The sequence below is a fragment of the Paenibacillus macerans genome, from assembly GCF_050565405.1.
Classification (GTDB): domain Bacteria; phylum Bacillota; class Bacilli; order Paenibacillales; family Paenibacillaceae; genus Fontibacillus; species Fontibacillus macerans_B.
In genome coordinates this window covers 78166-101005 of record NZ_JBNYYG010000006.1, presented here as the reverse complement: position 1 = coordinate 101005, position 22840 = coordinate 78166, and the positions used below count along the sequence as shown (strand labels likewise).

At 47.8% G+C, this 22840-nt stretch carries 22 protein-coding genes and 2 pseudogenes; 12 read left to right on the top strand and 12 right to left on the bottom strand.

What is annotated here, in order from left to right; translation table 11 throughout:
* Window positions 1-25: 25 nt before the first annotated feature.
* From ACQ4N8_RS06940 to ACQ4N8_RS06920, 5 genes and pseudogenes are all read right to left on the bottom strand, one after another.
* Window positions 26-1711 (bottom strand): extracellular solute-binding protein, encoded by a 1686-nt coding sequence (locus tag ACQ4N8_RS06940; RefSeq protein ID WP_430703601.1) that lies wholly within the window; start codon window positions 1709-1711, stop codon window positions 26-28.
* A gap of 249 nt (window positions 1712-1960) precedes the next feature.
* Window positions 1961-2820 (bottom strand): annotated as a pseudogene (locus ACQ4N8_RS06935) (sensor histidine kinase).
* Window positions 2821-2873: 53 nt separating this feature from the next.
* Window positions 2874-3500: a response regulator transcription factor gene (locus tag ACQ4N8_RS06930; protein ID WP_430703600.1), complete on the bottom strand. Its 627-nt coding sequence runs from the start codon at window positions 3498-3500 to the stop codon at window positions 2874-2876.
* A gap of 56 nt (window positions 3501-3556) precedes the next feature.
* A complete protein-coding gene (locus ACQ4N8_RS06925; protein ID WP_430703599.1) occupies window positions 3557-3832 on the bottom strand; it encodes a hypothetical protein in 276 nt (91 codons plus the stop codon).
* A gap of 64 nt (window positions 3833-3896) precedes the next feature.
* Window positions 3897-4094: a response regulator gene (locus ACQ4N8_RS06920; RefSeq protein WP_430703645.1), complete on the bottom strand. Its 198-nt coding sequence runs from the start codon at window positions 4092-4094 to the stop codon at window positions 3897-3899.
* A 301-nt stretch (window positions 4095-4395) separates the two neighbouring features.
* Between ACQ4N8_RS06920 and ACQ4N8_RS06915 the strand changes: the two genes are divergently transcribed.
* The 7 genes from ACQ4N8_RS06915 to ACQ4N8_RS06885 all read left to right on the top strand — a co-directional run bounded on the left by ACQ4N8_RS06915 (window position 4396) and on the right by ACQ4N8_RS06885 (window position 11672).
* Window positions 4396-4770 carry a MerR family transcriptional regulator gene (locus ACQ4N8_RS06915; protein WP_430703598.1) on the top strand — a complete coding sequence of 125 codons (375 nt, stop codon included), beginning with the start codon at window positions 4396-4398 and terminating at the stop codon, window positions 4768-4770.
* Window positions 4767-5528 carry an SDR family oxidoreductase gene (locus ACQ4N8_RS06910; protein WP_430703597.1) on the top strand — a complete coding sequence of 254 codons (762 nt, stop codon included), beginning with the start codon at window positions 4767-4769 and terminating at the stop codon, window positions 5526-5528. The genes ACQ4N8_RS06915 and ACQ4N8_RS06910 overlap by 4 nt, the downstream gene beginning before the upstream one ends.
* 261 nt (window positions 5529-5789) lie before the next feature.
* Window positions 5790-6707 (top strand): ATP-binding cassette domain-containing protein, encoded by a 918-nt coding sequence (locus tag ACQ4N8_RS06905; protein ID WP_430703596.1) that lies wholly within the window; start codon window positions 5790-5792, stop codon window positions 6705-6707.
* Entirely contained in the window at window positions 6700-7479 is a 780-nt protein-coding gene (locus ACQ4N8_RS06900) for an ABC transporter permease (RefSeq protein ID WP_430703595.1), read from the top strand. Before ACQ4N8_RS06905 ends, ACQ4N8_RS06900 begins: the two co-directional genes overlap by 8 nt.
* 10 nt (window positions 7480-7489) lie before the next feature.
* Window positions 7490-8161, top strand: a complete 672-nt coding sequence (locus ACQ4N8_RS06895; RefSeq protein WP_430703594.1) for a response regulator transcription factor — start codon at window positions 7490-7492, stop codon at window positions 8159-8161.
* Between the two features lie 19 nt (window positions 8162-8180).
* Entirely contained in the window at window positions 8181-9083 is a 903-nt protein-coding gene (locus ACQ4N8_RS06890; protein WP_430703593.1) for a sensor histidine kinase, read from the top strand.
* Between the two features lie 216 nt (window positions 9084-9299).
* Window positions 9300-11672 (top strand): glycoside hydrolase family 16 protein, encoded by a 2373-nt coding sequence (locus ACQ4N8_RS06885; protein ID WP_430703592.1) that lies wholly within the window; start codon window positions 9300-9302, stop codon window positions 11670-11672.
* A gap of 91 nt (window positions 11673-11763) precedes the next feature.
* Here ACQ4N8_RS06885 and ACQ4N8_RS06880 read toward each other — a convergent pair whose 3' ends face one another.
* The gene (locus ACQ4N8_RS06880; RefSeq protein ID WP_430703591.1) at window positions 11764-12561 is read right to left on the bottom strand and encodes an SDR family NAD(P)-dependent oxidoreductase; all 798 of its coding nucleotides are present in this window, start codon (window positions 12559-12561) and stop codon (window positions 11764-11766) included.
* Between the two features lie 218 nt (window positions 12562-12779).
* Between ACQ4N8_RS06880 and ACQ4N8_RS06875 the strand changes: the two genes are divergently transcribed.
* Window positions 12780-13631 carry a helix-turn-helix transcriptional regulator gene (locus ACQ4N8_RS06875; RefSeq protein WP_430703590.1) on the top strand — a complete coding sequence of 284 codons (852 nt, stop codon included), beginning with the start codon at window positions 12780-12782 and terminating at the stop codon, window positions 13629-13631.
* Between the two features lie 5 nt (window positions 13632-13636).
* On the opposite strand, the gene ACQ4N8_RS06870 is transcribed toward ACQ4N8_RS06875, so the two are convergent.
* From ACQ4N8_RS06870 to ACQ4N8_RS06855, 4 genes are all read right to left on the bottom strand, one after another.
* Window positions 13637-14362, bottom strand: coding sequence for a 3-ketoacyl-ACP reductase (locus ACQ4N8_RS06870; RefSeq protein ID WP_430703644.1), 726 nt, complete (start codon window positions 14360-14362; stop codon window positions 13637-13639).
* A 141-nt stretch (window positions 14363-14503) separates the two neighbouring features.
* Window positions 14504-15895 carry an MATE family efflux transporter gene (locus ACQ4N8_RS06865; protein WP_430703589.1) on the bottom strand — a complete coding sequence of 464 codons (1392 nt, stop codon included), beginning with the start codon at window positions 15893-15895 and terminating at the stop codon, window positions 14504-14506.
* 190 nt (window positions 15896-16085) lie between these two features.
* Window positions 16086-16550 carry a phage tail protein gene (locus ACQ4N8_RS06860; RefSeq protein ID WP_430703588.1) on the bottom strand — a complete coding sequence of 155 codons (465 nt, stop codon included), beginning with the start codon at window positions 16548-16550 and terminating at the stop codon, window positions 16086-16088.
* Window positions 16551-16571: 21 nt separating this feature from the next.
* The gene (locus ACQ4N8_RS06855) at window positions 16572-17057 is read right to left on the bottom strand and encodes a GyrI-like domain-containing protein (protein ID WP_430703587.1); all 486 of its coding nucleotides are present in this window, start codon (window positions 17055-17057) and stop codon (window positions 16572-16574) included.
* 107 nt (window positions 17058-17164) lie between these two features.
* Between ACQ4N8_RS06855 and ACQ4N8_RS06850 the strand changes: the two genes are divergently transcribed.
* Window positions 17165-18139: a helix-turn-helix transcriptional regulator gene (locus ACQ4N8_RS06850; RefSeq protein WP_430703586.1), complete on the top strand. Its 975-nt coding sequence runs from the start codon at window positions 17165-17167 to the stop codon at window positions 18137-18139.
* A gap of 24 nt (window positions 18140-18163) precedes the next feature.
* Here ACQ4N8_RS06850 and ACQ4N8_RS06845 read toward each other — a convergent pair.
* Window positions 18164-18328, bottom strand: a pseudogene (locus tag ACQ4N8_RS06845) (TetR/AcrR family transcriptional regulator); the annotation flags it as partial.
* Window positions 18329-18545: 217 nt separating this feature from the next.
* Between ACQ4N8_RS06845 and ACQ4N8_RS06840 the strand changes: the two are divergent.
* Together ACQ4N8_RS06840 and ACQ4N8_RS06835 are read left to right on the top strand one after the other, a co-directional pair.
* Window positions 18546-19031 (top strand): hypothetical protein, encoded by a 486-nt coding sequence (locus ACQ4N8_RS06840; RefSeq protein WP_430703585.1) that lies wholly within the window; start codon window positions 18546-18548, stop codon window positions 19029-19031.
* 404 nt (window positions 19032-19435) lie between these two features.
* Complete coding sequence (locus ACQ4N8_RS06835) at window positions 19436-20326, top strand: hypothetical protein (protein WP_430703584.1); 891 nt, start codon at window positions 19436-19438, stop codon at window positions 20324-20326.
* 271 nt (window positions 20327-20597) lie between these two features.
* On the opposite strand, the gene ACQ4N8_RS06830 is transcribed toward ACQ4N8_RS06835, so the two are convergent.
* Window positions 20598-21284 (bottom strand): TetR/AcrR family transcriptional regulator, encoded by a 687-nt coding sequence (locus tag ACQ4N8_RS06830; RefSeq protein WP_430703583.1) that lies wholly within the window; start codon window positions 21282-21284, stop codon window positions 20598-20600.
* A gap of 137 nt (window positions 21285-21421) precedes the next feature.
* On the opposite strand from ACQ4N8_RS06830, the gene ACQ4N8_RS06825 reads away from it, so the two are divergent.
* Window positions 21422-22774 (top strand): MATE family efflux transporter, encoded by a 1353-nt coding sequence (locus tag ACQ4N8_RS06825; RefSeq protein WP_430703582.1) that lies wholly within the window; start codon window positions 21422-21424, stop codon window positions 22772-22774.
* The last annotated feature ends 66 nt before the right edge of the window (window positions 22775-22840 follow it).

Sequence of the window (22840 nt, the reverse complement as noted above, 5' to 3'; positions counted from 1 at the left end):
TTCGTACGATATCCCGCGCAGCTTCTTACTTTATCTGCGCTACCGTCTGGTACCACTCGTTAACTTCTTTTGTGATCTCGTCACCGCCGTTCTTTTTCCAGTCCTCTACGAACTGGTCGAAAGAGTCCAGCGGCTTCTTGCCGTAAATAATCTGGGCATAAGCCTCCTTCTCGATTTTCTCCAGATATTCTTGCTTGGACTGCATTGTAGGCGTCGCCGGTCCCTGATAGAGATCCTCCATCCGGTAAGGATTCTGCTCGGCCACGATTGCTCCGGCTTCTAGACTGAGCGGGTCCGCTGTCGCCCAGCGTTCCTCGACCGTGTTCTCCGGCTTGCCTCCATCATGCAGCTTCTTGTAGACGTCGTATTGAAGGAACGGAATATCGAGCTGATGATACGTGCCGGGCAAATATTTAATCGGCTCGACCTTGCCGTTCGGGATGGAGGCATCATCGTACACCGGCTTGCCCGACGCATCCAGCGCGTAATCGTAGCCTTCGGCAAATCCATATTTGAAGTCGCCTTCACCGTATGACCAGCCGTACACCGTGTTCAGATAATCGAAGAAACGGTCAATGTGCTTGAAGTCCTTATTGAACATAATCGCCGAATAGAAAATCGACTCGCCTCTGCGGCCGATCGAGCCATCCGCGCCGGCCGGCACGGGATAAGGCTTTAGTTTCGCTTCCGGATGCAGCTTGAGCATATCCGTGAACGGCCAATCCGTCATCCACGGCGCGCCGAACACGATCCCGGATCTGCCGCTCGTGAAGCTCTCGATCGCCTTGTTCTCGTCCAGAATGGCGAATTCCGGATCGAGGTAGCCTTTGTTGAACCACTCGTACAGCTTGCCAAGCGTCATCTTCATCTCCGGCTGCACGCCTCCGTACTGCAGCCCTCCGTTACCATCGGGGCCCCACTGGCGGTCACCGGCCTTGGCGCCGAAGGAGCCGACAAGGAAGCTGCCGTCCCCCATCCAGTTAACGATAGCGTTTTTCATCGCCAGCGTGATTCCGATTGTATCGCGCTTGTTGTTGCTGTCGGGGTCCCGGTTCACGAACGCGTCCATGACATTTTCCAGCTCTGCGATGGTCGTCGGCGCTTGCAGACCTAGCTTATCGAGCCAGTCCTGACGAATCCACATGTTCAGATCCGAGATATTGCCTCCAGAGAGCACCGGAACTGCGTACATCTTGCCATCCGCCGAGACTGGCCAAACCGCTTGAGGAAACTTCTGGTACAGCTCCTTCAATCGGGGGGAAGCGTATTTCTCCACCGCCTCCGTTACGTCCATGACTTTTCCGGATGCAATCAGATCCGCGATCAACTGCTTGTCGGACACACGGAATACGTCCGGGAACTTCTCATTGGACGCCAGCATTAATTGAAGCTTGTTTTGATACGTACTGTTTAACCCGGAGACGGTCCAGTCGAACTTGAAGTCAATATTGAACTTGTCCTTTGCCCACATGGTCACAACGTTGTTCTCGATCGTTTCGCCGTTCTTGAATTTCGTCTCCGGCGCGACCTCCATAACCGTGCTGATAGTAACCGGTTGCAACTTGTCGTCCGCCGGGGCATTGCCCTTGCCGTCTCCCGGCCCAGCCGAATTGCCGTTAGCTCCGCTTGAGCCGCCACTGCAGCCGGCGATGCTTGCCGCCAATACGGATGCAGCCAATAGTACAGCCCATTTTTTCGTTCTTGTTTTCATGTCTGGCCCCCTATTCAAGAATGATTACGCTTTCAGTATAAAGGCCAGCTTCCGGGGGCTAAACGATGAACTCTCAACTTCTATGACAAAACGACAACTTCTTCGTCCCATTGCTTTCTCCAACCTGAATTACTCCATCATAATCTACCCTAGTTTTAGTATAACACGTGCTCCTGCAAACCATCGAAGCATAGTTGCCACTTGCCTTTTCGTTAGATTTCTCTACCAAAAAACAAGCCCAGCAGCAACTTATTGAGATTTGTGTGGCAGCTCGATCACAAACATGGCCCCGGAATCAGCGTTATTAGCAGAGATCTTTCCATTGTGCTTTTCAATCACGCTTTTGCTAATGGCCAATCCGAGTCCGAAGTTGCCTTGTTCCCCCTATAGAACCGTTCAAATAGATGAGGAATCACATCCGGTTCGAATCCATGACCATCATCCGAAATCATTAATTCTAATTGATTGTAGTCAGAAATCCTTGAATGAATTGTAATTGAAGTCTTTGCATACCGCAGACAGTTGCTGATGATATTCATAATTGCACGGCAAAACTTTTCTTCGTCTGCATATAGGTTAATTTTTTCATTCAGATTATTGAAGGTGATGTTGATGCTTTTTTTGATGGCGATCCTATGGACTCGTTCCAAACAGCTAAGCATGAATTCATTTAAGTCTAAATGCTCAAAACGGTATGCTTCCTCGATCGCTTCCAGCCTTGATAAATACAATAAATCTTCAACCAGCTTAGTCAAGCGCTTGGTTTCATCAATAATGATGTCCGCGGCGTTTCCGGCATCTACTACTTCATATTTGATTCCTTCCGCATAACTTTGAATGGACATGAGCGGCGTTCTGAATTCGTGAGAAGCATTCTGAAGGAAAGTTTTCTGGGCATTATCGTAAGATTCCAGCCTCTCGGACAAACGATTGATGTTGTTGACGAGCTCCTGCAGTTCGTCATCTACAGGCATGTGAATTTTACTGCCGAAGTTCCTTTCCGCAAGGGATCTTATATGCACATTGAGAGAGGAGAATGGGGCGGATATTTTCTTGGCGATTTGCGAGGAAATAAATGCGACAAACAATGCCGAAATGATGAGGATCATGAAGAGGATCAAGTTCAGTCTTGTTTGCAGTTCCTCGACAATATCGGAAGCTTCTACATCGGATATGAATTGACCCATTTGCAGAAGAAAATCACGTTCAATATAACCGCTGACGGTGAAATTGAATTCCACAGCGATAAGCGCGTCAGTAAATATCCAAATCCCCACATAGTATCGATTTTCAGTACAGACCCTACATCAGACAGCTTTCTCCTGATTCTCTTCATCATATCATCCGTCGCGCGCGTTTCGACTTCATGTTCAAAGCCCCACACCTTGTCCAGCAGCTCGCCGCGGCCAATCGCCCTTTCCTTATGTTCGGAAAGATATTGCAGCAGCGAGAACTCCATGCCTGTGAATCCGATAGTGCGACCGTTGCATCTTGCCTCTTTCTTATCCGGATTGAGGGTTATGTCCGCGATATAAACGGTACACCTGGAACCTTCATTCACAGTGCCCCGTTCCATTCTCCTGAAGATACTTTTGATTCTGGCCATCAACTCCATAGGGCTAAACGGCTTGGTCAGATAATCGTCACTTTCCATAGTAAGTCCGGCGATCTTGTCGGGTTCTGTATCCTTGGCCGATACAATGATGATGGGCACGTCACTCTCTCTGCGAATAGGCGCACATAGGGAGAATCCGTCCATTTCCGGCATCATGACATCGATGATGAGCATATCCGCAAGACAGCGCTTCTCCGATCATCTCCACCGTTAACTCTTCGGTGTAGTGCTCATGAATGTAACGAACCGCCCGTTGGACCTTCGTGGAGAGGGGTATCTTGCATAAGTTTGATCGTTTGCTTGCCGTACAGGATGAAGGATAGGGATCTCTTGGCTAATTCGTTGCATAATGTTGAAAGCGCATCCATATTTATGAATACGGAAGAGATAAGAATCGAAACGGACAATCCCCGTTCGACGGCTTCTGCTTGCAGAAAAGACGCGGTTGAATAAGCGGCGGACAGCCGTTGATTTTCACTCGAAGTCGCTGCTACGGATAAAAGCATGAGAAGCTTTCCTTTCTCCAGCGCAACGGCATCGATCCAGTTTAGTCCGGGCAACCCGCCTGTTTCACAAATCTCTCTCCACTCGGCTGTTGCGGTCCAGAATTCGGCGGCTCAGCTCAAGCCCGTTCAATACCTGCATACGGATGTCCATAAAGATCACTTGTGGATTGGCCGATTTGGCCAACTCAAGCGCGCTATTCGCCGTCAACGCTTGCGCCACAACTACAAATCCAAGCTCTTCCCAGCAAACTAGATTTACGATATGCCTTATGGCCTATATTTCGTCCGACGATCATGATTCGAATTGGTTTTACCATCATTTCCTCCGGTCCCCTTCACGTTCATTCTCGCTTGCCTCATTTTAACTCATTTTAACAAGATACTCTGCGAGTAACTTTCTGTAAAGATCCGGAAACCGGGTTCCAAACAAAAAAGCCGCTCGTTTAAGTATGTGCAATCGGGATGTTGTCGGAGTTCGAAACTCCCCTATTGACTTAAACTATAGTTTAAGTCGTATCCTATTCATGTCGACAATGAAAATGTAAGAAATCGGAGGCCTCCAAGTGAAATATTATTCCATCGGCGAAGCTTCAGCCCAATTCAATATTCCGGAATCAACCTTGCGTTATTATGAAAAAAAAGGACTGCTGCCGCTAATCGAGCGCGACGAAGCGGGCAGGCGGTTATTTTCGGAACGTCAAATGGCGCTCCTTCAAGCGGTCATTTGCTTAAAAAATACGCATATGCCAATAAGCGATATTAGACAGTACATGGAATGGATCGTAGAAGGAGATGCCACCCTAGAACGCCGGCTTGACATGATGAAGAGACACAAGCAACGGGTGCGGGATGAGATTGCGTTGTTGACCGAGTACTTGCCGGGAATTGATGATAAGATTGAACGCTATATCAAACAGATCGAGGAGGAACGTTCATGAAGCTTTCAGGAAATACGATACTGATTACAGGTGGAAGCACTGGAATAGGATTGGCTTTTGCAGAACGATTTAGGAAAGCCGGGAATACGGTCATTGTTTGCGGCCGACGCGAAAATGCACTTCAAGATGCGAAAGAGAAAGTTCCCGGCCTGATCACTCATGTATGTGATTTGGATAGGGAATCCGAGCGTTTAGCGTTGTTCGACTGGGTCACCGCGAACTATCCGGAAGTGAACGTGCTCTTGAACAATGCAGGCATTCAGCTGCGCTATAACGTGCTAAAGGCGGATGCGCGAGACCATTGGAATGATTTCCGTAAGGAAATCACCACGAATATGGATGCCCCTTTCCATCTAGCCATGCTGTTCGCTCCTTATTTTGCGGCAAAAGAAACGGCGGCGATCATTAACGTTACATCCGGGCTGGCTTTTACACCGTTTGCAATTGCCCCTATTTATTCAGCAAGTAAAGCGGCGCTTCATTCATTCACCATCAGCTTAAGACACCAACTTTCCGATACGTCTGTCGAGGTCATTGAAATTGCTCCTCCAGCGGTAAATACGGATTTAGGCGGCGCAGGATTACATACGCAAGGAGAACCGCTGGATGCCTTCGCGGATGGGATCTTCAACGATCTGGCCGAGGGGAAAGCGGAGATCGGGTATGGTACTTCCGTGGCCCGCTTACGCATGTCCCGAGACGAAATAGACGCATATGCGGAGAAGATGTACCAGGCAACGAAACAGTTTATTGAATAGTCGCACCTTTGAAAAAGGGTCATCGGCATAAAACAAACTCGCCGCAATAACGGCGAGTTTTGTTTTATTGCAGACGAGTATCATTGAAGCAGCCCTTCAGCGATCACCAAAAACCATATGCCTTAATATACCACTTGGCAAAATGCAGCGCACTGCGATCAGCCATGGGGCCTTCTTTATACTTTCTTTACACTTTCCTGGTCCAAATATTTATACCTGCCGCTTATCCTATACTCATCAACAACGAAAGGATAATGCTTGATGTCGGAAACGATACTTAAGTCGACGAATATCTCAAAAATATACGGCAAACACAAAGCGCTCCATAAAGTATCCATCGAAATAAAGCGAGGCATGATTTACGGCTTAATCGGGGAAAACGGCGCAGGAAAATCAACGTTTATGCGCACCGTCATGGGGTTGATTACGATCGACGAGGGCGACTTCGAATTGTTCGGAGAGACGGGCGCGAAGGGATTGCAGCATGCCCGAAGAAAAATGGGCCAATCGATTGAAACGCCGGCGCTTTATCCGGAATTAACGGCTCGGGAGAATCTGCAAGTCCAAGCGGCAAACGGCGGCGTGAGCGGACGAGAGATCGACGATCTCCTTCGCTTAATGAACCTTGGCAACACGGGCAAGAAAAAAGCGAAGAACTTCTCGTTAGGCATGCGCCAACGTTTAGCGATTGCCTCGGCGCTAATTACAAATCCGGAATTCTTAATCCTGGACGAACCGACCAACGGCCTGGATCCGTCGGGAATTGTGGAAATGCGCGGAATCATTCAACGACTGGTGACGGAACGCGGGATCACCGTCCTGCTTTCAAGCCACTTGCTTGATGAACTTTCGCAAGTCGCTACGCATTACGGTATTTTGCATGACGGAAAACTCATTAGCGAACTTTCGCAGGAAGAGTTGGCAACGAAAACCCGTCAATACATTGAATTGGAAACCCCCGAAGTTCAAACTGCCGTCGTCGTGTTGGACGAGTTAGGGATACGGGAATATGAAGTCGTCAATGGAACGGAAATTCATGTCTACGAGCATTTGGATGACGTAGCCACGATCAACCGTTCCTTGGTTTCGGCAAACGTGAATGTTTCGCGAATCGGGACGACTAGGCAGAAACTCGAAGATTATTTCTTGCAATTAACAGGAGGAACCCCGCATGCTTAATCTCTTGACGGCCGAAAAAATCAAATTGCGCCGAAGCAAAAAACTATGGATCGTTCTGGGTATTTTATTCTTGCTGCCGATCCTCCAAGCCGCGAATAGCAAAATGTCGGTTTATTATGGGGACGAACTCGTCCAAGTCATCGATACCGTCATCAACGGAGCGACGGGTGTTCTGATGATGGAGAAGAACGGATTAACGATTTTGCTTGTCTTAAGCGCTTTTATCAGTTTCTTCATTGGGGAAGAATTTCAACATGGAACGATTCGCAATGCGTTGTCCTTAGGCCGCAGCCGTACGCATTATTATTTGTCGAAATGGTTGGTTGCCGCGCTCCTGAGCTTCGTTGGCGTCTTCATATTGACCGCATTTGGCATCATCAGCTATACCGCTGTGTTCGGCTTCGGCGAAGTTGCCGGGATTAGCCAATACATCAGCTACGCCATAAAAGCCTTCGTCACGTTGTACTTCTTGATGCTGGCCAACGTTTCGATTTATATCATGATCAGCTTTCTGACCAAAAATAGCGGCATCTCCCTGATTTGGAGCTTTCTTTTTACCATTGGGACTGGTTTCGGCGCTCCCGTCTTCCTGCAAACGGAACATTTTAAGCAGCTCACGTACTGGTTTTCGGAAGCCTTCTTGTTTTATTCGGATTTCGCCAAACCGGCGGATATCGCCAGGTTTCCGGAGATGACTTTGGTCAGTTTCATCACCATCGTGGTATCATCAGCTATAGGAATCCTTTGGTTTAAACGAACAGACATAAAGTAGGTCGATCAACGTGGCAACCATTTTAATCATTGAAGACGATATGGCCATTCATTCGCTCATCAAGGAAACCTTGGAGTTGCACGGGTTTCAAACACGGAGCGCATACTCGGGAACGGAAGGGAAATTGGTATTCGAACAACATCCGGTCGATTTGGTTCTCCTGGATTTGATGTTGCCAGGGATGGGCGGAGAACAATTCCTGGAGCAAGTTCGGCACGGCTCATCGCTCCCTGTCATCGTGATCTCGGCCAAAAACGACCAGCCTTCGAAATTGGAACTTTTGACGAACGGGGCCGACGATTACATCACCAAACCTTTTGACGTGAAGGAGCTGCTTGCACGAATTCGCATTCAACTACGTCACGCTGCAACGCCTTCGGCCGACAAGAGGGAAGAAATGCATTACAAGCAGATCGGCGTCAATTTGGACACGCGCGAAGTGAAAATCAAGGATCACCCGGTTCATCTTACGGGGCGAGAATACGCCATCCTCCTGTTGTTTCTGGAGAATCCGCAGAAAGTGTTCAGCCGCGCCAATATTTATGAAAGTATTTGGAACGAGCCTTATTTCGACAGCGACAAAACCATCAACATGCATATCAGCAATTTACGAAACAAGCTGAACACCGAGGATACCAACTATATTAAAACGGTATGGGGCATAGGCTTCAAATTTGATTAAAGAAGGGGCGTGATTAAAGATGTGGGGGTGGGTTTTCGTCCTGCTAGCATCGGCGCTTCTTCTTTATATCTACTTCTTGAAGCGGGAGCTGCGGAAATTGAATCAGAAGGTCAAGGAGATTCCCGTTCGCGCCGGGTTTGGCAGTAAGCTGTTTGTTGATTTTCGCGAGAAGACGCTCTTGGATTTGGTCGATGCTTTGAATCAAATGATCGATGCCTTTGAACGCAAAAACCGCCAGGCCAAACAGATGGAAGAGAACGTGAAGCTATCCATCGCCGGGCTATCCCATGATTTGCGAACGCCGCTTACCTCCATCCACGGCTATGTTCAACTTTTGGATGCGACTACGGACGAAACGAAGAAAGCGCAATACCTTAAGATTATCGAGCCGTCCGTGCGACGCCTGATGGAAATGACCGATCATTTTTACGACCTGGCCCGCATCGAAACGAATCAAAAGGAGCTGGCCTTAACTTCGCTCTCTCTTTCCAACCTGGTTGAAGAAATTTTCTTGTCCTTTTATGAACAATTCGAGGAAAAGAAGATCGAGCTGGAGTTTCCCGAACACCCCAACGACAGGCACATCATTGCCGACCCGTTACTGCTGATCCGCGTGATCCAAAATGTCGTCCAAAATATCCTTCGTTATGCCGAAAGCAAAGCGGTAATAAGTTATGGATATGAAGAAAAGCATCTTCTATTGAGCGTGAAAAACGACATCAAACCGGATAGCAAAGTGGTTATCGAAAAGGTTTTTACCCGTTTCTATACCGAAATCGCCAGTCGAACGAACACCGAATCCAGCGGGTTAGGCCTTTACCTGTCCAAAAAGTTAGTGGAAAAGATGAACGGGCAAATGGATGCGAAGTTAAACGGGAAATGGTTTATTCTTGATATCCGTCTCCCCCTTAACCATGAGTGATTGGATAGCCAAACCCGGTTGGAAGTCGATTCGCATCACGACCCGGACTTTGTTTTCTTTATTTCCTTGCTTCCCTAAAAAAAAGGGCACCCCACCCGAAATATGGAGCCTATCCATCAAATGGCTGGATTGATAGAATGAAAGCGTTCTCCTGTGTAAGTATTTTCCTGTGAGTGCATAGGTTGGGAGAATCACTATGATTTAGGGAGGGTATTCATGAAGCGATCTCACTTTACGGAAAGGCGGCTTGTTCAAAAAGTATTAAGTTTGTTCCTGGCTGTAGTTATGGCGGTCGGCGTCAGCCTGTTGCCGACTCCGAAGGTTCAGGCGGCCGAAGCCACCATTACCTCGATGGATTACTTCTCGGCGGCAGACGGACCGGTCATCACCAAATCGGGAGTCGGACAGGCCAGCTACGGATTTGTCATGCCTCTATTCAACGGCGGCTCCGCTGCCTGGAATGAGGTTGTCCAAGACTTAGGCGTTAAGGTTAAAGTGAACGGAAACTGGGTCGATATCGACAGTGTCGGCAGCTTTGTCTATAACCAGAACTGGGGCCATTGGAGCGACAGCGGTTTTAACGGCTATTGGTTCACCCTTTCCGCAACGACAGAGATTCAGCTTTACTCCAAAGCGAACGGGGTTACGCTTGAATACACGCTTGTATTTCATAACATCAACAAAACAACCATTACGGCGATGACGCCTACGCAAGGGCCGGAAATCACCGCGGGAATTACGGGGGGATCCGGCTTCACCTATCCCGTTTTCAACAATGATCCAGCTATCCCCTTTGCAGCGGTTGCCGATGATTTGAAAGTGTACGTCAAACCCGTAAACAGCAGCGGCTGGATCGATATTGACAACAATGCGGCCAGCGGCTGGATCTATGATCAAAACTTCGGCCATTTCACCGATGGAGGCGGCGGTTACTGGTTTAATGTCACGGAGTCGATCAACGTCAAATTGGAATCGAAAACCTCTTTGGTGAACGTCGTTTATACCATCACCTTTAATGAACCCGTAAGAAATTCATATGTCATTACTCCCTATGATGGAACGAATTTCACCGCAAATGAAAGCGGCGCCATCGGTCTGCCTCTGCCCAAAATCGACGGAAGCGCCCCGATCGCCGCCGAGCTGGGAAATTTCATATACCAGATCAACCTCAACGGGCAATGGGTCAATTTGGGGGATTCCGGTCAAAGCGGATTCGTCTACTCCGCCAATGGTTTCAATAACCTGTCCAGCGCCAATCAATGGGGTTATTGGGCCGACCACATCTATGGGCTGTGGTTCCAACCCATCCAGCAAGATATGCAGATCCGCATCGGTTATCCCTTAAACGGGCAAGCGAGCGGTAACGTCGGCAACAACTTCGTCACTTACACGTTTATCGGCAATCCCAATGCTCCGCGGCCGGATGATGCCGACCACGAGGATATTCCGCTTGGAACGCCTAACGAGCCGGCCATCGAGGGCATGACGCTCATCTGGCAGGATGAATTCACCGGAACCCAGCTGGACATGGGCAAATGGAATTATGAACAAGGTTATTACCTCAATGACGACCCGGGCACCTGGGGTTGGGGCAATGCGGAACTGCAGCACTATACGAACAGTCCGCAAAATTTATTCGTACAAGACGGGAAGTTAAATATCCGGGCCCTGAACGATCCCAAATCCTTCCCGCAGGATCCAAGCCGGTATGCGCAATACTCTTCCGGCAAGATTAACACCAAGGATCATTTCTCGTTCAAATACGGCAGGGTGGATTTCCGCGCGAAGCTGCCTACGGGGAACGGCATCTGGCCGGCTCTCTGGATGCTTCCGCAGGATCAAACCTATGGCACCTGGGCCGCTTCCGGCGAAATCGACGTGATGGAAGCAAGAGGACGTCTGCCCGGCACGTCTTCCGGAGCCATCCATTTTGGCGGACAATGGCCGGCAAATACGCATCTCTCGGGCGAATACCATTTCCCATCCGGGCAAACCATCGCAAATGACTACCATGTCTACTCTGCCGTTTGGGAAGAAGACAACATTAAGTGGTACGTAGACGGCAAGTTCTTCTTCAAAGCGACCCGGGATCAATGGTATTCCACGGCTGCGCCGAACAATCCAAACGCTCCTTTCGATCAAGCCTTCTATCTCATCATGAACCTGGCGATCGGCGGAAACTTCGACGGCGGCCTGGCTCCAAGTCCCGGCGATATCCCGGCAACGATGCAGGTCGATTATGTACGTGTTTATAAAGATAACGGCGGCGGCCAGAATCCCGGTGGGCCTGGCACCCCCTCCACCATCGTGATCGGCGATCAAGTGAAGGGACTGAAGAAAACCGGCGATAACTTGCTGTTTTATGTCAACGGTGCCACTTTTGCCGATCTGCACTATAAGATCAATAACGGCGTTCAACTGAATGTAGCCATGACCCCGGCGGGGAACGGCAACTATACCTATGCGGTAAACAACCTGAGCCAAGGGGATACCGTCGAGTACTTCTTCACCTATAACCCCGGGCAAGGGGCGCTGGATACCCCTTGGCTAACTTATGTTCATGGGCTCACCCAAGGAAGGCCGGAATAACAGGAGAGCAATTTCGTCAAAATCAGGGCTCCTCAGGCGAGGAGCCTTGATTTTTCGGGAGTGGATTTCCCCTGTATAGGTTATCTGCCGTTCAGTGCCTTTTGGGGTTGGACATGCGTTCCATAATCAAGGCCACCCTGCGCCTGCTAAAGAATCGAATCATGTGAGCCATGAAGTAATTGGTACGGCCATCGATGATATAGCTGCGCCTTTGTTCAATTCCGCGAAATCCGGCCTGTACAACCTTTTCCGGAGTCGAGAGGTTTTGGCCCGCAGCCATGTCTTTGCCGCCGACCGCATCAAAAAAACCCGTCTCGGTTGCACCCGGGCACAGTGCGAGCACGCGAACGCCTCGCCCGCGCGTTTCCGACCATAGCGCTTCAGAGAAAGATAATACAAATGCTTTGGTCGCCCCATAAACGGCCGAATAAGCGCAAGGCATAAACGCGGCCATCGAAGCCACGTTAACGATGATTCCGTCCCCGCGCCTCAGCATATCGGGCAGAAAACGATGCGTAAGATCGACTAGCGCAGCCGTGTTCAGCATAATCTCTTCCTGCTCGCGCTCCGGATCGACTTCCTCGAAGCGGCCGTAAGTGCCAAACCCTGCGTTGTTGATGAGAATATCGACCAACAAGCCAAGCTCGGATATTTGTTCGGCTAGTTGACGCGGGGCGTTCGCTTTGGACAAATCACAAGTGAGTGCGTAAGCCTGCACGCCGTACTGGCGGTTGATTTCTTCAGCCAATGCATTCAGTTTGTCTTTGGAGCGCGCTGCCAGCACCACATGGCAGCCTCGTGCCGCCAGTTCTTTGGCATACGCTCTCCCAATTCCGGACGAAGCACCGGTGACTACAGCCAGTTTGTTTCGATATGCATACTTGTTCAAGCAACAAAACCTCCTATCGATAGCACGGTTCCACCGTAAATTATCTTAAGCATACCGTCGGTAGGAAGGGGTTAACCACATCATGTCTATACTATTAACGGGAGTAACAGCATCCATTCTCAATGATGCATCTGTTGTGTGGCAATCGACACTTGACAGCGATTATAATGATGGTGAGGATTGTGAAACTCGCATATGGGTCATTGGAGGTGGCATACGTGAAATCAAATCGTTCCTCATCCGCGTTGGGTGAATTCATTAAATCACGAAGGGAACGGTTGCATCCTTCAAAAGCGGGGATCAAGCCGCTTCCCGGACGAAGACGCACCCCGGGGCTTCGAAGAGAAGAGGTCTCCTATCTCGCGAATTTAAGCGTGACTTACTACACTTGGCTGGAGCAAGGCCGAGAGGTTAATCCTTCGCCGGAAGTGCTATTAAATATCAGCAACGCGTTGATGCTGGACGAAGACGAGCGAAAGCACCTGTTTGATCTAGCCAATGTAGACCCGGCAAGCGCAGGCGTCGTGCTAAATAGCGGAAGACCCGATACCGGATTTTTGCAAAAGATCGTAGATCAATTGCATTATCCTTCTTTCGTCACGGACGAAGGTACGGATATCATCGCCTGGAATCGGGCAGCTGAACTGATTATCGCCGATTTCGGCAGTCTGCCGAAAAGCGAACGGTATATGCTGAACATCACGTTTTTTAATTCGGATTACCGCCAAAGGCTGGTGTATTGGGAGGGGTTTGCCCGATACACCACAGCGATGCTGCGGGCAAACCTAGACCGTTATAAGGATAATCCATTGTATATGGAACGGATCGAACGTTTGAGACTGGAAAGTAAGGAGTTTGTTCATTTCTGGGAGCTTTATGAAATCAAACAAAGACGGGTCGCTACCGCCTTATTTCGTCTTCCGGACTCACAGGAGTTGGAGTTCGTGATCCATTCCGCTTCCGCCGTCGATAACGAACCGGGCCTGCATTGGTGCTTCTACGTCCCGGTGCCCGATTCGGGCACCGAAGAGAGATTATTGCGTCTACTGGAGCAGGACATAAAGCAGTAACACGGCTAAAACGGGTTCGTCGCGATGAAGCTTGCCGATTTTACATACATGCGCGGATTTATCTTCAACTGGTCTACAATGAATTCCGCCAGATCCTCCGGTTGAATGAATTTGGCGTCATTGTTGTCCTTGATCAGGTTCAATTCAAGCGCCAGGTCGGTTGCCACCGTGCTAGGAGTTAATGCCGAAACCCGGATATTGTTGCGGCGAACTTCTTGGGCAAGGGATTCGGTAAACCCGATCACGGCAAATTTCGAGGCACTGTATGCGCTGGATGTAGCTGCCCCATTTAGTCCGTTCGTCGAGGAGATATTGATGATATCGCCGCTATTTTGTTCAATCAATTGCGGCAGTACCGCACGTGTTACATAGTAAGTGCCCATGACATTGGTATCGATCATGCTCTTCCATTCAGCCGGATCCATCTCAAGAACCGTCCCGAACGTGGCAATCCCCGCGTTATTAATCAGAATATCCGCAAGACCCAGCTCATTCTTCAGCGCTTCAACAGCTGCATCGACTTGTTCTTTCGAGGAAATATCGGCCGCCGCATAAGCGACTTTAACCCCCAAACCTTCCATCTCGGCCGCTACTTCTTTCAAAGTCGACTCTGTTCTTGCCAATAAACCTACATTTACGCCTTCCTTGGCTAAGGCAACGGCCGTTGCCTTCCCGATGCCTCTTGCTGCTCCGGTTACAATAGCTACCTTACCTTTTAATGTTTGTGCCATTTCAGCAGCCCCTCTCATATCGTCTTGATATCCTCCTTCATTATACAGTAACCGGACAAGGTTCTTCACTTTCATAGATCAAGTTCCTTGGTGTTCGGTCCCAGCAAATCGAGTCCGCTCCTAATTCACCGTACGTATTGCTTATGCTTGCGCCCCCACCCCGTTTTCCAGGGCGGAAAGCGGCTTCACGAGCGCTTTTTTCTCCCAGGCCCGGCTTCTCCAACGAAGCAGCATGATGAGTCCGCGCAACCATTCATCCACCGTAAAAGCAATCCATACGCCCAGCAGCCCGATCCCGAAATGAACACCCAGCACATAAGCCAGCGGCACCGAAACACCCCACATCGAGCATACGCCCATCAAGACGGGAAAACGCGCATCGCCGGCGGCGCGCAGCGAGTTGATGATGACCGTATTGAAGGTTCGGCCGGGTTCGAGGACGATGGATAGCAAAAAAATACTCGCTCCGGCGGCAATGATCTCGGGGTCGTCCGTGAACATGCCGATGAGCCCATGGCGGAAGATCGATGCCGTGCCGACGATGACCAACGTTAACAGGAAACTGATCCTCACGCTTTTCATCAGCCTCCGGTAGGCCGCTTTCATTTCCCCCGCGCCGACCATTTGTCCAACGATGATCTCCGTCCCCGCCCCGATCGAGGCCGCAAGCGCCATAAAATAGTTCGATATGTTCATAACATAAACATGGGTATTTAAAGCCGTGATGCCGATCATATTCACGAAACTGATAATCATCAGGTACTGCGACTGCCAGGAGAGATGCTCGCCCGCGGCAGGCAACCCGACGCTCATAATCTGCTTTACATAGGAACCGTTCCAGGTCACGTAGTCCTTCCGGCGAATCGGTGCAGGAACCCGACGGTACAATATAAAGAAAAGAACGATGATACCGATAAAGCGGCTAACGACCGTGGAAATGGCCGCTCCCGTAACGCCCCATTCCGGAAAGCCAAGGTTTCCGAAAATGAGCAGATAATTTCCCGTGACGTGGAGGACATTGACGCCCAGCGTTACATACATCACGCTTTTGGTGTGCCCGCTCGAACGGATCACCGACGAAACCGCATAAGAAAGCGCCTCGATCCACATAAAACCGCCGATGATCTCCAAATAATGGCTTGCGATTCCAATCTGTTCGGGATTTAAGTTCAACAGCCGCAAGAGAGACTCTCCAAAACCAAAGAGGACCAGGCTGACGAGGATTCCAAAAATCAGGTTCAGCGAAATCGCCAGCGCCGAGATGCGGCTGGCCTCTTTCTCCCGCCCCGCGCCGATATACTGGGAGACCGCGACGCTGGTTCCGATTCCTACAAAACCGAACATCAAAATGCAGAAATAAATAATTTCGTTGGCTAAGCCTACGGCCCCTGTCGCCGTGTCGGAGATGCGGCTCAACATAAATACGTCCACGGTGCCCAGCATCATTCGCAGCACGGAATCGATGAAAATAGGCCAGGTCACGGCAAAAAGACTAAGTTTCTTCCATGAGGGAATACGTTCTGATATGGTCACGTTATACAAGCTCCTACTAGGTATTTTCTTTGTCGCCTCCCCTAGTGTAGCTCCCGTAAGCCAATACGTCTATGGGGACTTATTTTCCGGCTTGCGGGGCATCAAGTCCAAAATTCGGTATAAAAAAAAGGGGCAATACGAGGTTCTTTCCCCGTATCGCCACCTTCTGTTTTTTGAACGATTGCCGCTTTTAATATTCTCCTTTTATTACAAAAAACGAGCCCCGAATGGTTCCGGCGAGTTTGGATTTCTGCCTGGCAAACTTAAACTTCCCTTCCAACTCCTTGGGTACCTCCATCCCCTCGGAAAGCTTGAAACCAACGGCCCGCTTCTTAGGGTCATCCACCGTATACATGACGTTGACCCCAAGACCATCCTCATAAAAGACGAAGGTCCATTTGATATTTTCCACTTGAAAACGCGACGTTTCTAAAGGTTTGGCCGCAAACTGAATATCACGTTCTTCTTTCAAAATTCGATTCACGTAATCAAGGGTCTCCCGGCTTTCGCTAGCGGGTACGACCGTAAATTCATGCTTGTATTTGTTCATGAAGTAACGGGCTTCATTAGCACGTAAACCGGCAAGCGCTTCCGCTACAGGGGAAGATTCCAGGCCAACGGGAGACACATTTTTAAAATCAACGCTATAAGGCATTTCCAGCCTCCTTTGATCTTTTTAATTTCGCACAACGGGAATCCACATTTCACCAAAAATCAAGCCGTTTCGCTGACCCATCACAACCGCTGTATTCGGCCCGCCAACATAAGCAATATGGCTTGCTTCCGGCAAGGCTTGACCAAAGGCAATGCCGGCAAGCTTATTGCTTAACTCATCGGCTGTCGTCCCTTCCCCTTTAACAACCAGGTATTCCCCCTTAGGAAATTGGATAACCCTGGACCCTTCCGATGCGGGTGCCGCTGACTCTGTCATGACGCCGGCATAGAACATCATTTTGTTATTCACCGCTTCGTTCACGGCAAAAACGTAGTCATTTGCGGCCATGCCTTTTAAAGCGTCAAGCCTCCCATCCTCGTTGACCGCCTGCCAAAAGTCCGATTTTTCCTTGTTGATGCCGGCATAGTCTGTGTAATCGCTCTTAAGCTCAGTTCCAAGACCAAAAACAGTGAAGCTGTCCTTCTCTTCCAACATATAATCTGCCATGTGCAATACCTTCCTTCTTTTTATTAATCCAAAGATTGTGTTCTTTGCTTGATGAGTTTATGATAGCTTCAAACCATGTCAAAAAATGATACCGTTTAGGAGCCCCGATGAAAAAAGTTGAACGGATTAATACCATCATGCGATATATCAACAACCGGTCCCATTTTACCATTTCCGAAATCATGCGGGAGTTTAACATCTCGCGTTCGACAGCCATTAGAGATATCAGAGAAATTGAGGCCTTGGGAATGCCGCTCGTCGCGGAGGTTGGAAGGGATGGGGGTTATTTTGTCATGCACAACTCTCTCCTGCCCGGGGTGCGTTTTACCGATAATGAGCTCAAAGCTCTATTTATTGCCTTTATGGCCACAAGAAATGCACAACTCCCCTATTTAAAGAGCCGTCAGTCATTAGCGGAAAAATTGCTGGGCCTCATCTCGAAAACCCAGCAAGACGACCTTGTTCTTTTAAATCAAATTTTGCTGTTTGAAGGGACCAACCCCAATAATCCCGACCTGCTTGAGCTTTCGGACCTCCCCCATCCCATGTTGGAAAAACTCATCCAAAACCTCCTTATGGATAGCCATTTATCGATTACCGTCGAAGAGGAGAAGGAAAGCAAATCTTATCCTATTTACCTTCTGCACCTATATCACCAAAAAGGCCTTTGGCTGATGGAAGGCTTCGACTTAACGGAAGAAAAGAAAAGGGTTTTTCCGGTGGACCAACTCACCGATGTCCAACCTTATCCGGCGAAAAAAAGATGGAATCAGAAAAAGATTTTAGAAAAACGAAGCAAGCGGGAAGAAGAAATCAACCTTATCCTTGAACTGGGTCCTAAAGCCATTGCGCAGTACAGAAAATACCATCCTTTAAAAGCATCTATTTCCTACACGAATCCTTATCAAACCACAGCCCTTCTAAAAACTTTCATCCATGTGAATAAGCCTGCAGAACTGACCGAAATAATCAATTGGCTCCTTTTCCTGGGTGGGGATATCAAGGTCAGGGAAGCGCCGGAAGAAGTCTTGGAAGGGTTGCAAGCGAGATTGGATTGTCTTAAAGAACAGTTTAGTAAATAACATTCTGGCGTGGATATTTACATTCTACTTCTCCTGCTCCTTAATCACCTGCTCAATCCCGAGCAGAATCAGCTTCAAGCCGAACTCAAACGCCCTGTCGGTGCCCATCAGCTCGAACAACCCGTTCGTGAACATCCTCCGAAACAGTCCCGCATCCTTCTCGCTCATGGAGTCCAGAAGGCGGATCATCAATATGTATGTTATTTTTTGGAAATATAATGTATAATATGTTTATATTATATTGCACATTTAAATTTGTTAGGAAGCATATTTTAGAGTTAGGAGAAATTCAGAAATGGTTATAAATAAGAAAATAATTAGGTTTTGTCTATTCATTTTAATGATCACAATGACATCTTGTAGTAACAAACAATCAGAAAGTAGTATACAATCGGATCGAATACCGATGGTAATGATTGAAGATCATCTTTATCTTGATACCGGTGAGCAGATGTCCATTGAAATAGATGATTCTTCTTTAATGGGCACAATTACATCAGAAGTAGCTAATTCTGAAATTCCAGTAAAAAATGATCAAAGCAATTTTGGGCATGTTGGGGCCCAATATGCTTCTTATGAGGAGGGTATCGTTGTTATGATAGATAATCAATGGCAATTATTTCGTAAAGAAAAATTGACTTTAAATAAAGTGATAGAATTATCTCATAAAAGACAAGAACTTTCATGGAATGATTTTAAAAGTTATAATAGTACGGAAATAGGCAGCGGACTCTATATCTTGCGTTATGAGATAGATGAAAGTTATTACCTTCTTATTGGAGGAAACAATCCAAGGAAAAAGCCTGCATATATCAGATTGGTAAAAGCCGATCATTCAGAAAATTATATAGACATCAGAGAAAATAATGTTGAGGAGTTTATTTCAAAGTAATAAATTATGGTATCTATAATAGTGGCGTACAATTATATGGAAAGTTTGCATAAATTACTAAAAAATATCTGTATAGCAGCCTCAGCAAGAACTAGAGCCTGCTATTTTTATTCGATTCAATTACATATATTCTTTATTTTGTAATTTACTCGCTTCATTCTTTATGTTACCATAAAATTGGTTAAAGATGGGAAATAAGCCCATAAACGGGATGAACGCTCAAGAGTATCCAAGAATACTGCAATATTTGTGGTATTTTGGAATGTGGGAGCGTCGTCTCATGCATTCTGTTAAAAGATGCGGAATTAAATAAAGGAGGGGATCCTGAATACTTCTATTGAATCCTCACAGGTATTAGAACGGAGATTTTTACATCTCGATGATGCGACTTGGAGCGCAACAAGATGAGTCTGTTCAAAAAACTGATCTATGGAGGAATAGTTATGAAAAAATTTTCAAGCTGGATATTAGCTATTGTTTTGATGCTGAGTTTGGGAGTATCTGCATTTGCTGCTGGAAATGATGGTGCAGAAATTGATATTAGAAAAAGCGTAGCGCCGGATAATTATAACTACAGCAGAAGTATAAATTCAGATGTAGCTGTTGAGGCAGAACCTAAAGCTATCACAGAAAGTGAATTTATTCACAAAATTGATGGCAAAGAATTTGATATTAGAAGAAATGTAGCACCGGATAATTATCAAGCCCGTAAAAGCATAGGCTCTGATAAAGCTGCTGATCAAGCTGTTAATCAAACTGCTGTGACAGACTCTAAAACTACTAAGGAAAAATCTCTGCTTGCTTCGATGCCCACAGGCGGGGGTGAATATCCTTATAATCCTTCCTATTGGAATGATCCAGCTAATGTCTTTAGAGCAAACTGTTATGGATATATTTTGAACAGAATTGCAAATGACACAAGTGATCCGTTAGCTGGTTATATGTTTCAACCGGGGTATAGAACTGGAAATTATTACACTTCGCTTACTGCAAGTGCAATAATTACTGCGGTAAAATCTGATATGGCAGATTTAGGGAGAACAATTAGGAGTTCAAGCTATAGCGAAACGCCAGGTTCAAATGAATACAAAGTTGCCCTTGTTATAGCGCCAGGCACTGATTATCATTGGTATAGACAGGATTCAGATGGCGGTTGGTCACATAAACCCGGATTAACTAATATTGACTATCGAGATGCATCTGGTAATTATATCTCAGATCCACAGACGTGCGACCGGAACTATTCTTATGCCAATTATAGCACTTGGGGTGGTTATTATATTGTTTCCAAGTAAGTGGGTAAATTGATCGGGTAGCCAAGCGGTCATACAAAGCTTTCCACGCTGTAATCGTTGTTTAACGTCAACGCCGCTGCCTCTGCTTAATCGAAACTTTACGGTTTTCTGCCGACGATTCGTTCGACCAGGTGAATCTCGCTGAACCCGCCTGGGCGAATGTTATTGCCGGAATAATAAACTATTTGTCTCGTCCTCCAGCGAATTCCCAGCCCCGTAAAGTTCTCAGCAAACCCGCCCATCCGGTTACCGGGTGGGCAGTTTTTACATTCTACTTCTCCTGCTCCTTAATTACCTGCTCAATCCCGAGCAAAATCAGCTTCAAGCCGAACTCAAACGCCCTGTCGGTACCCATCAGCTCGAACAACCCGTTCGTGAACATCCTCCGAAACAGTCCCGCTTCCGTCTCGCTCATGGAGTCCAGCAGGCGGATCATCTCCTCGCCAGGAAGCGCTTCCGCCCCCTGGTCCTTAAGGATAGCGGAGATATTGCGCTCATGTTCATAATCGTCTAGAACGAAGTAGTAGACATAGTTCACAAACGTGGTAACCACTTGCATTTTCTGCTCTTGCTCAAGCGGCGTCGATTCGACGCACAGCAGCATCCGGTTGGTGAACCGGATAATATCCGGTTCGTGGGGCAGCGTCATCATCATGAGCTGCGTGGAGCAGGGATAGCGGCCGAGCACGCTCCGTACCGTTACCGCAAGCCCCGTCAGCTGCTCCTTCCAATCCCCCTCGGAGTGGAACTCCTCCAGAATCACTCTCGATACCTGGTTGGCCAGACGCTGGTAGAGATTCTGCTTGCTCTTGAAGTACCAGTATAAAGAGGGAGCCTGAATCCCTAGCCGGTCGGCCAATCGCCTCAAGCTGAATTTCTCGATCCCTTCCTCCCCCAGAAGCTCCCACGAGGCTTCCAAGATCTTATCCTCCGAAATCTGAGGCTGCTGTTTTTTCATTGGTATCCGCCCTTTTTATCTAACAGTGTAAGTTTGTTCTTTACAGGTCTATAGGTTCATGATATCATCTAACACTGTAAGGTTCAAACTAACACCGTTAGATTAGAGTGAAATAGACAAAGAAAGTGGTGACCCACATGGATGCAGAAAACCTCCATTACTTTGAAAAAGCACCGATCGCTAAAGCCGTAGCTCACTTCGCCGTACCTATGATGCTAGGTACGTCAATGAGTGTCATCTATTCCATCTTGAATGCCTATTTCCTTGGTACGCTGGGCAATACCGCCATGTTAACCGCGCTAGCATTAACCTTGCCGTTATTCGCGATTATCATGGCGCTAGGCAACCTGATTGGCATGGGTAGCGGTACCTTCATCTCCCGTTTGCTGGGAGAGAAAAAAGTTGATGATGTAAAGCATGTATCTTCATTCGCCTTTTACAGCAGTTTAGTTCTCGGACTTATCGTCATTGCCGTAGGCCTCCCGTTGATCGATCCCATCGTTCATGGCCTGGGGGCAACGCCTGACTCCTTCGGCTTCACGAAGGACTATGTCATGATGATGCTTATGGGTTCACCCTTCGTCATATTATTCTTCACGCTGGAGAATATCGTGCGTTCGGAGGGTGCGGCAATCACGTCGATGATGGGTATGATTCTGAGTGTTGTCGTGAATATCATTCTTGATGCGTTAGTCATCTTCGTTTTCCATTGGGGCGTCATCGGGGTTGCGTCTGCTACGGTCATTTCTAACCTGATCGCGAGTGCATTCTACGCCTTCCATATGGGATATAGGAGCCGATTCTTAACCGTGTCCACAAAATGGTTCAAGGCTAACAAGGACATTCTCAGCAATGTATTCAAAATTGGAGTTCCCGTCTTTATTATGAGTACCTTTTTGGGAGCAATGTCGCTCATCTTTAACCATTTTCTTGTCGAATACGGAGATGGGGCCGTGGCGGCTTACGGAATTTCATCGCGTTTATTGCAGTTTCCCGAGTTTATTCTGATGGGCTTATGCGAGGGAGTCGTGCCATTGATTGCCTTCTCTTTTACGGCGAATAAATTACGCATGAAGCATACCATTGGATTTACGATCAAAGCGATTGTAACATTGGCCGTCTTGTTTGGCGTCATCGTCTATCTGATTTCCGACCACTTGATCGGTTTATTTACGAATGATCCGCAATTGATTGAAATGGGCAGCTACATTCTGCATGTGACGTTCTTATCCTTGTTCATTACAGGAATGACCACGTTGTTTACGGGGATCTTCCAAGCAACAGCGCAAGGAACGGCCGCTTTTGTTATGTCGATTATTCAAGGAGTCACTCTGATTCCCGTGTTGTTTATCGCCAATCGAATGAATGGCTTCCATGGAGTGGTCTGGTCGCTTGTCATTGCGGATGCGGTTGCGTTCCTTGTCGGGGCCATCATGCTGTATGTTCTGCGGAATAGATTGCAGCCGGAATTGGAAAGTTTAGTACAGTAGAAAAAAAACATATGACAATTTAATCGATTGTTCCCATACCGGCAAAGCGCAAGGTCTGAGGGTCCC

Bases quoted from the DNA above. Each gene is read 5' to 3' on its own strand.
- ACQ4N8_RS06855 (WP_430703587.1), bottom strand. From the start codon at position 17,057: ATGGCAGATTATATGTTGGAAGAGAAGGACAGCTTCACTGTTTTTGGT.
- ACQ4N8_RS06825 (WP_430703582.1), top strand. From the start codon at position 21,422: ATGGATGCAGAAAACCTCCATTACTTTGAAAAAGCACCGATCGCTAAA.
- ACQ4N8_RS06940 (WP_430703601.1), bottom strand. From the start codon at position 1,711: ATGAAAACAAGAACGAAAAAATGGGCTGTACTATTGGCTGCATCCGTA.
- ACQ4N8_RS06835 (WP_430703584.1), top strand. From the start codon at position 19,436: ATGAGTCTGTTCAAAAAACTGATCTATGGAGGAATAGTTATGAAAAAA.
- ACQ4N8_RS06860 (WP_430703588.1), bottom strand. From the start codon at position 16,550: ATGCCTTATAGCGTTGATTTTAAAAATGTGTCTCCCGTTGGCCTGGAA.
- ACQ4N8_RS06870 (WP_430703644.1), bottom strand. From the start codon at position 14,362: ATGGCACAAACATTAAAAGGTAAGGTAGCTATTGTAACCGGAGCAGCA.
- ACQ4N8_RS06890 (WP_430703593.1), top strand. From the start codon at position 8,181: ATGTGGGGGTGGGTTTTCGTCCTGCTAGCATCGGCGCTTCTTCTTTAT.
- ACQ4N8_RS06850 (WP_430703586.1), top strand. From the start codon at position 17,165: ATGAAAAAAGTTGAACGGATTAATACCATCATGCGATATATCAACAAC.
- ACQ4N8_RS06930 (WP_430703600.1), bottom strand. From the start codon at position 3,500: ATGCTCATCATCGATGTCATGATGCCGGAAATGGACGGATTCTCCCTA.
- ACQ4N8_RS06910 (WP_430703597.1), top strand. From the start codon at position 4,767: ATGAAGCTTTCAGGAAATACGATACTGATTACAGGTGGAAGCACTGGA.
- ACQ4N8_RS06905 (WP_430703596.1), top strand. From the start codon at position 5,790: ATGTCGGAAACGATACTTAAGTCGACGAATATCTCAAAAATATACGGC.
- ACQ4N8_RS06840 (WP_430703585.1), top strand. From the start codon at position 18,546: ATGGTAATGATTGAAGATCATCTTTATCTTGATACCGGTGAGCAGATG.
- ACQ4N8_RS06885 (WP_430703592.1), top strand. From the start codon at position 9,300: ATGAAGCGATCTCACTTTACGGAAAGGCGGCTTGTTCAAAAAGTATTA.
- ACQ4N8_RS06925 (WP_430703599.1), bottom strand. From the start codon at position 3,832: ATGCTTTTATCCGTAGCAGCGACTTCGAGTGAAAATCAACGGCTGTCC.
- ACQ4N8_RS06900 (WP_430703595.1), top strand. From the start codon at position 6,700: ATGCTTAATCTCTTGACGGCCGAAAAAATCAAATTGCGCCGAAGCAAA.
- ACQ4N8_RS06830 (WP_430703583.1), bottom strand. From the start codon at position 21,284: ATGAAAAAACAGCAGCCTCAGATTTCGGAGGATAAGATCTTGGAAGCC.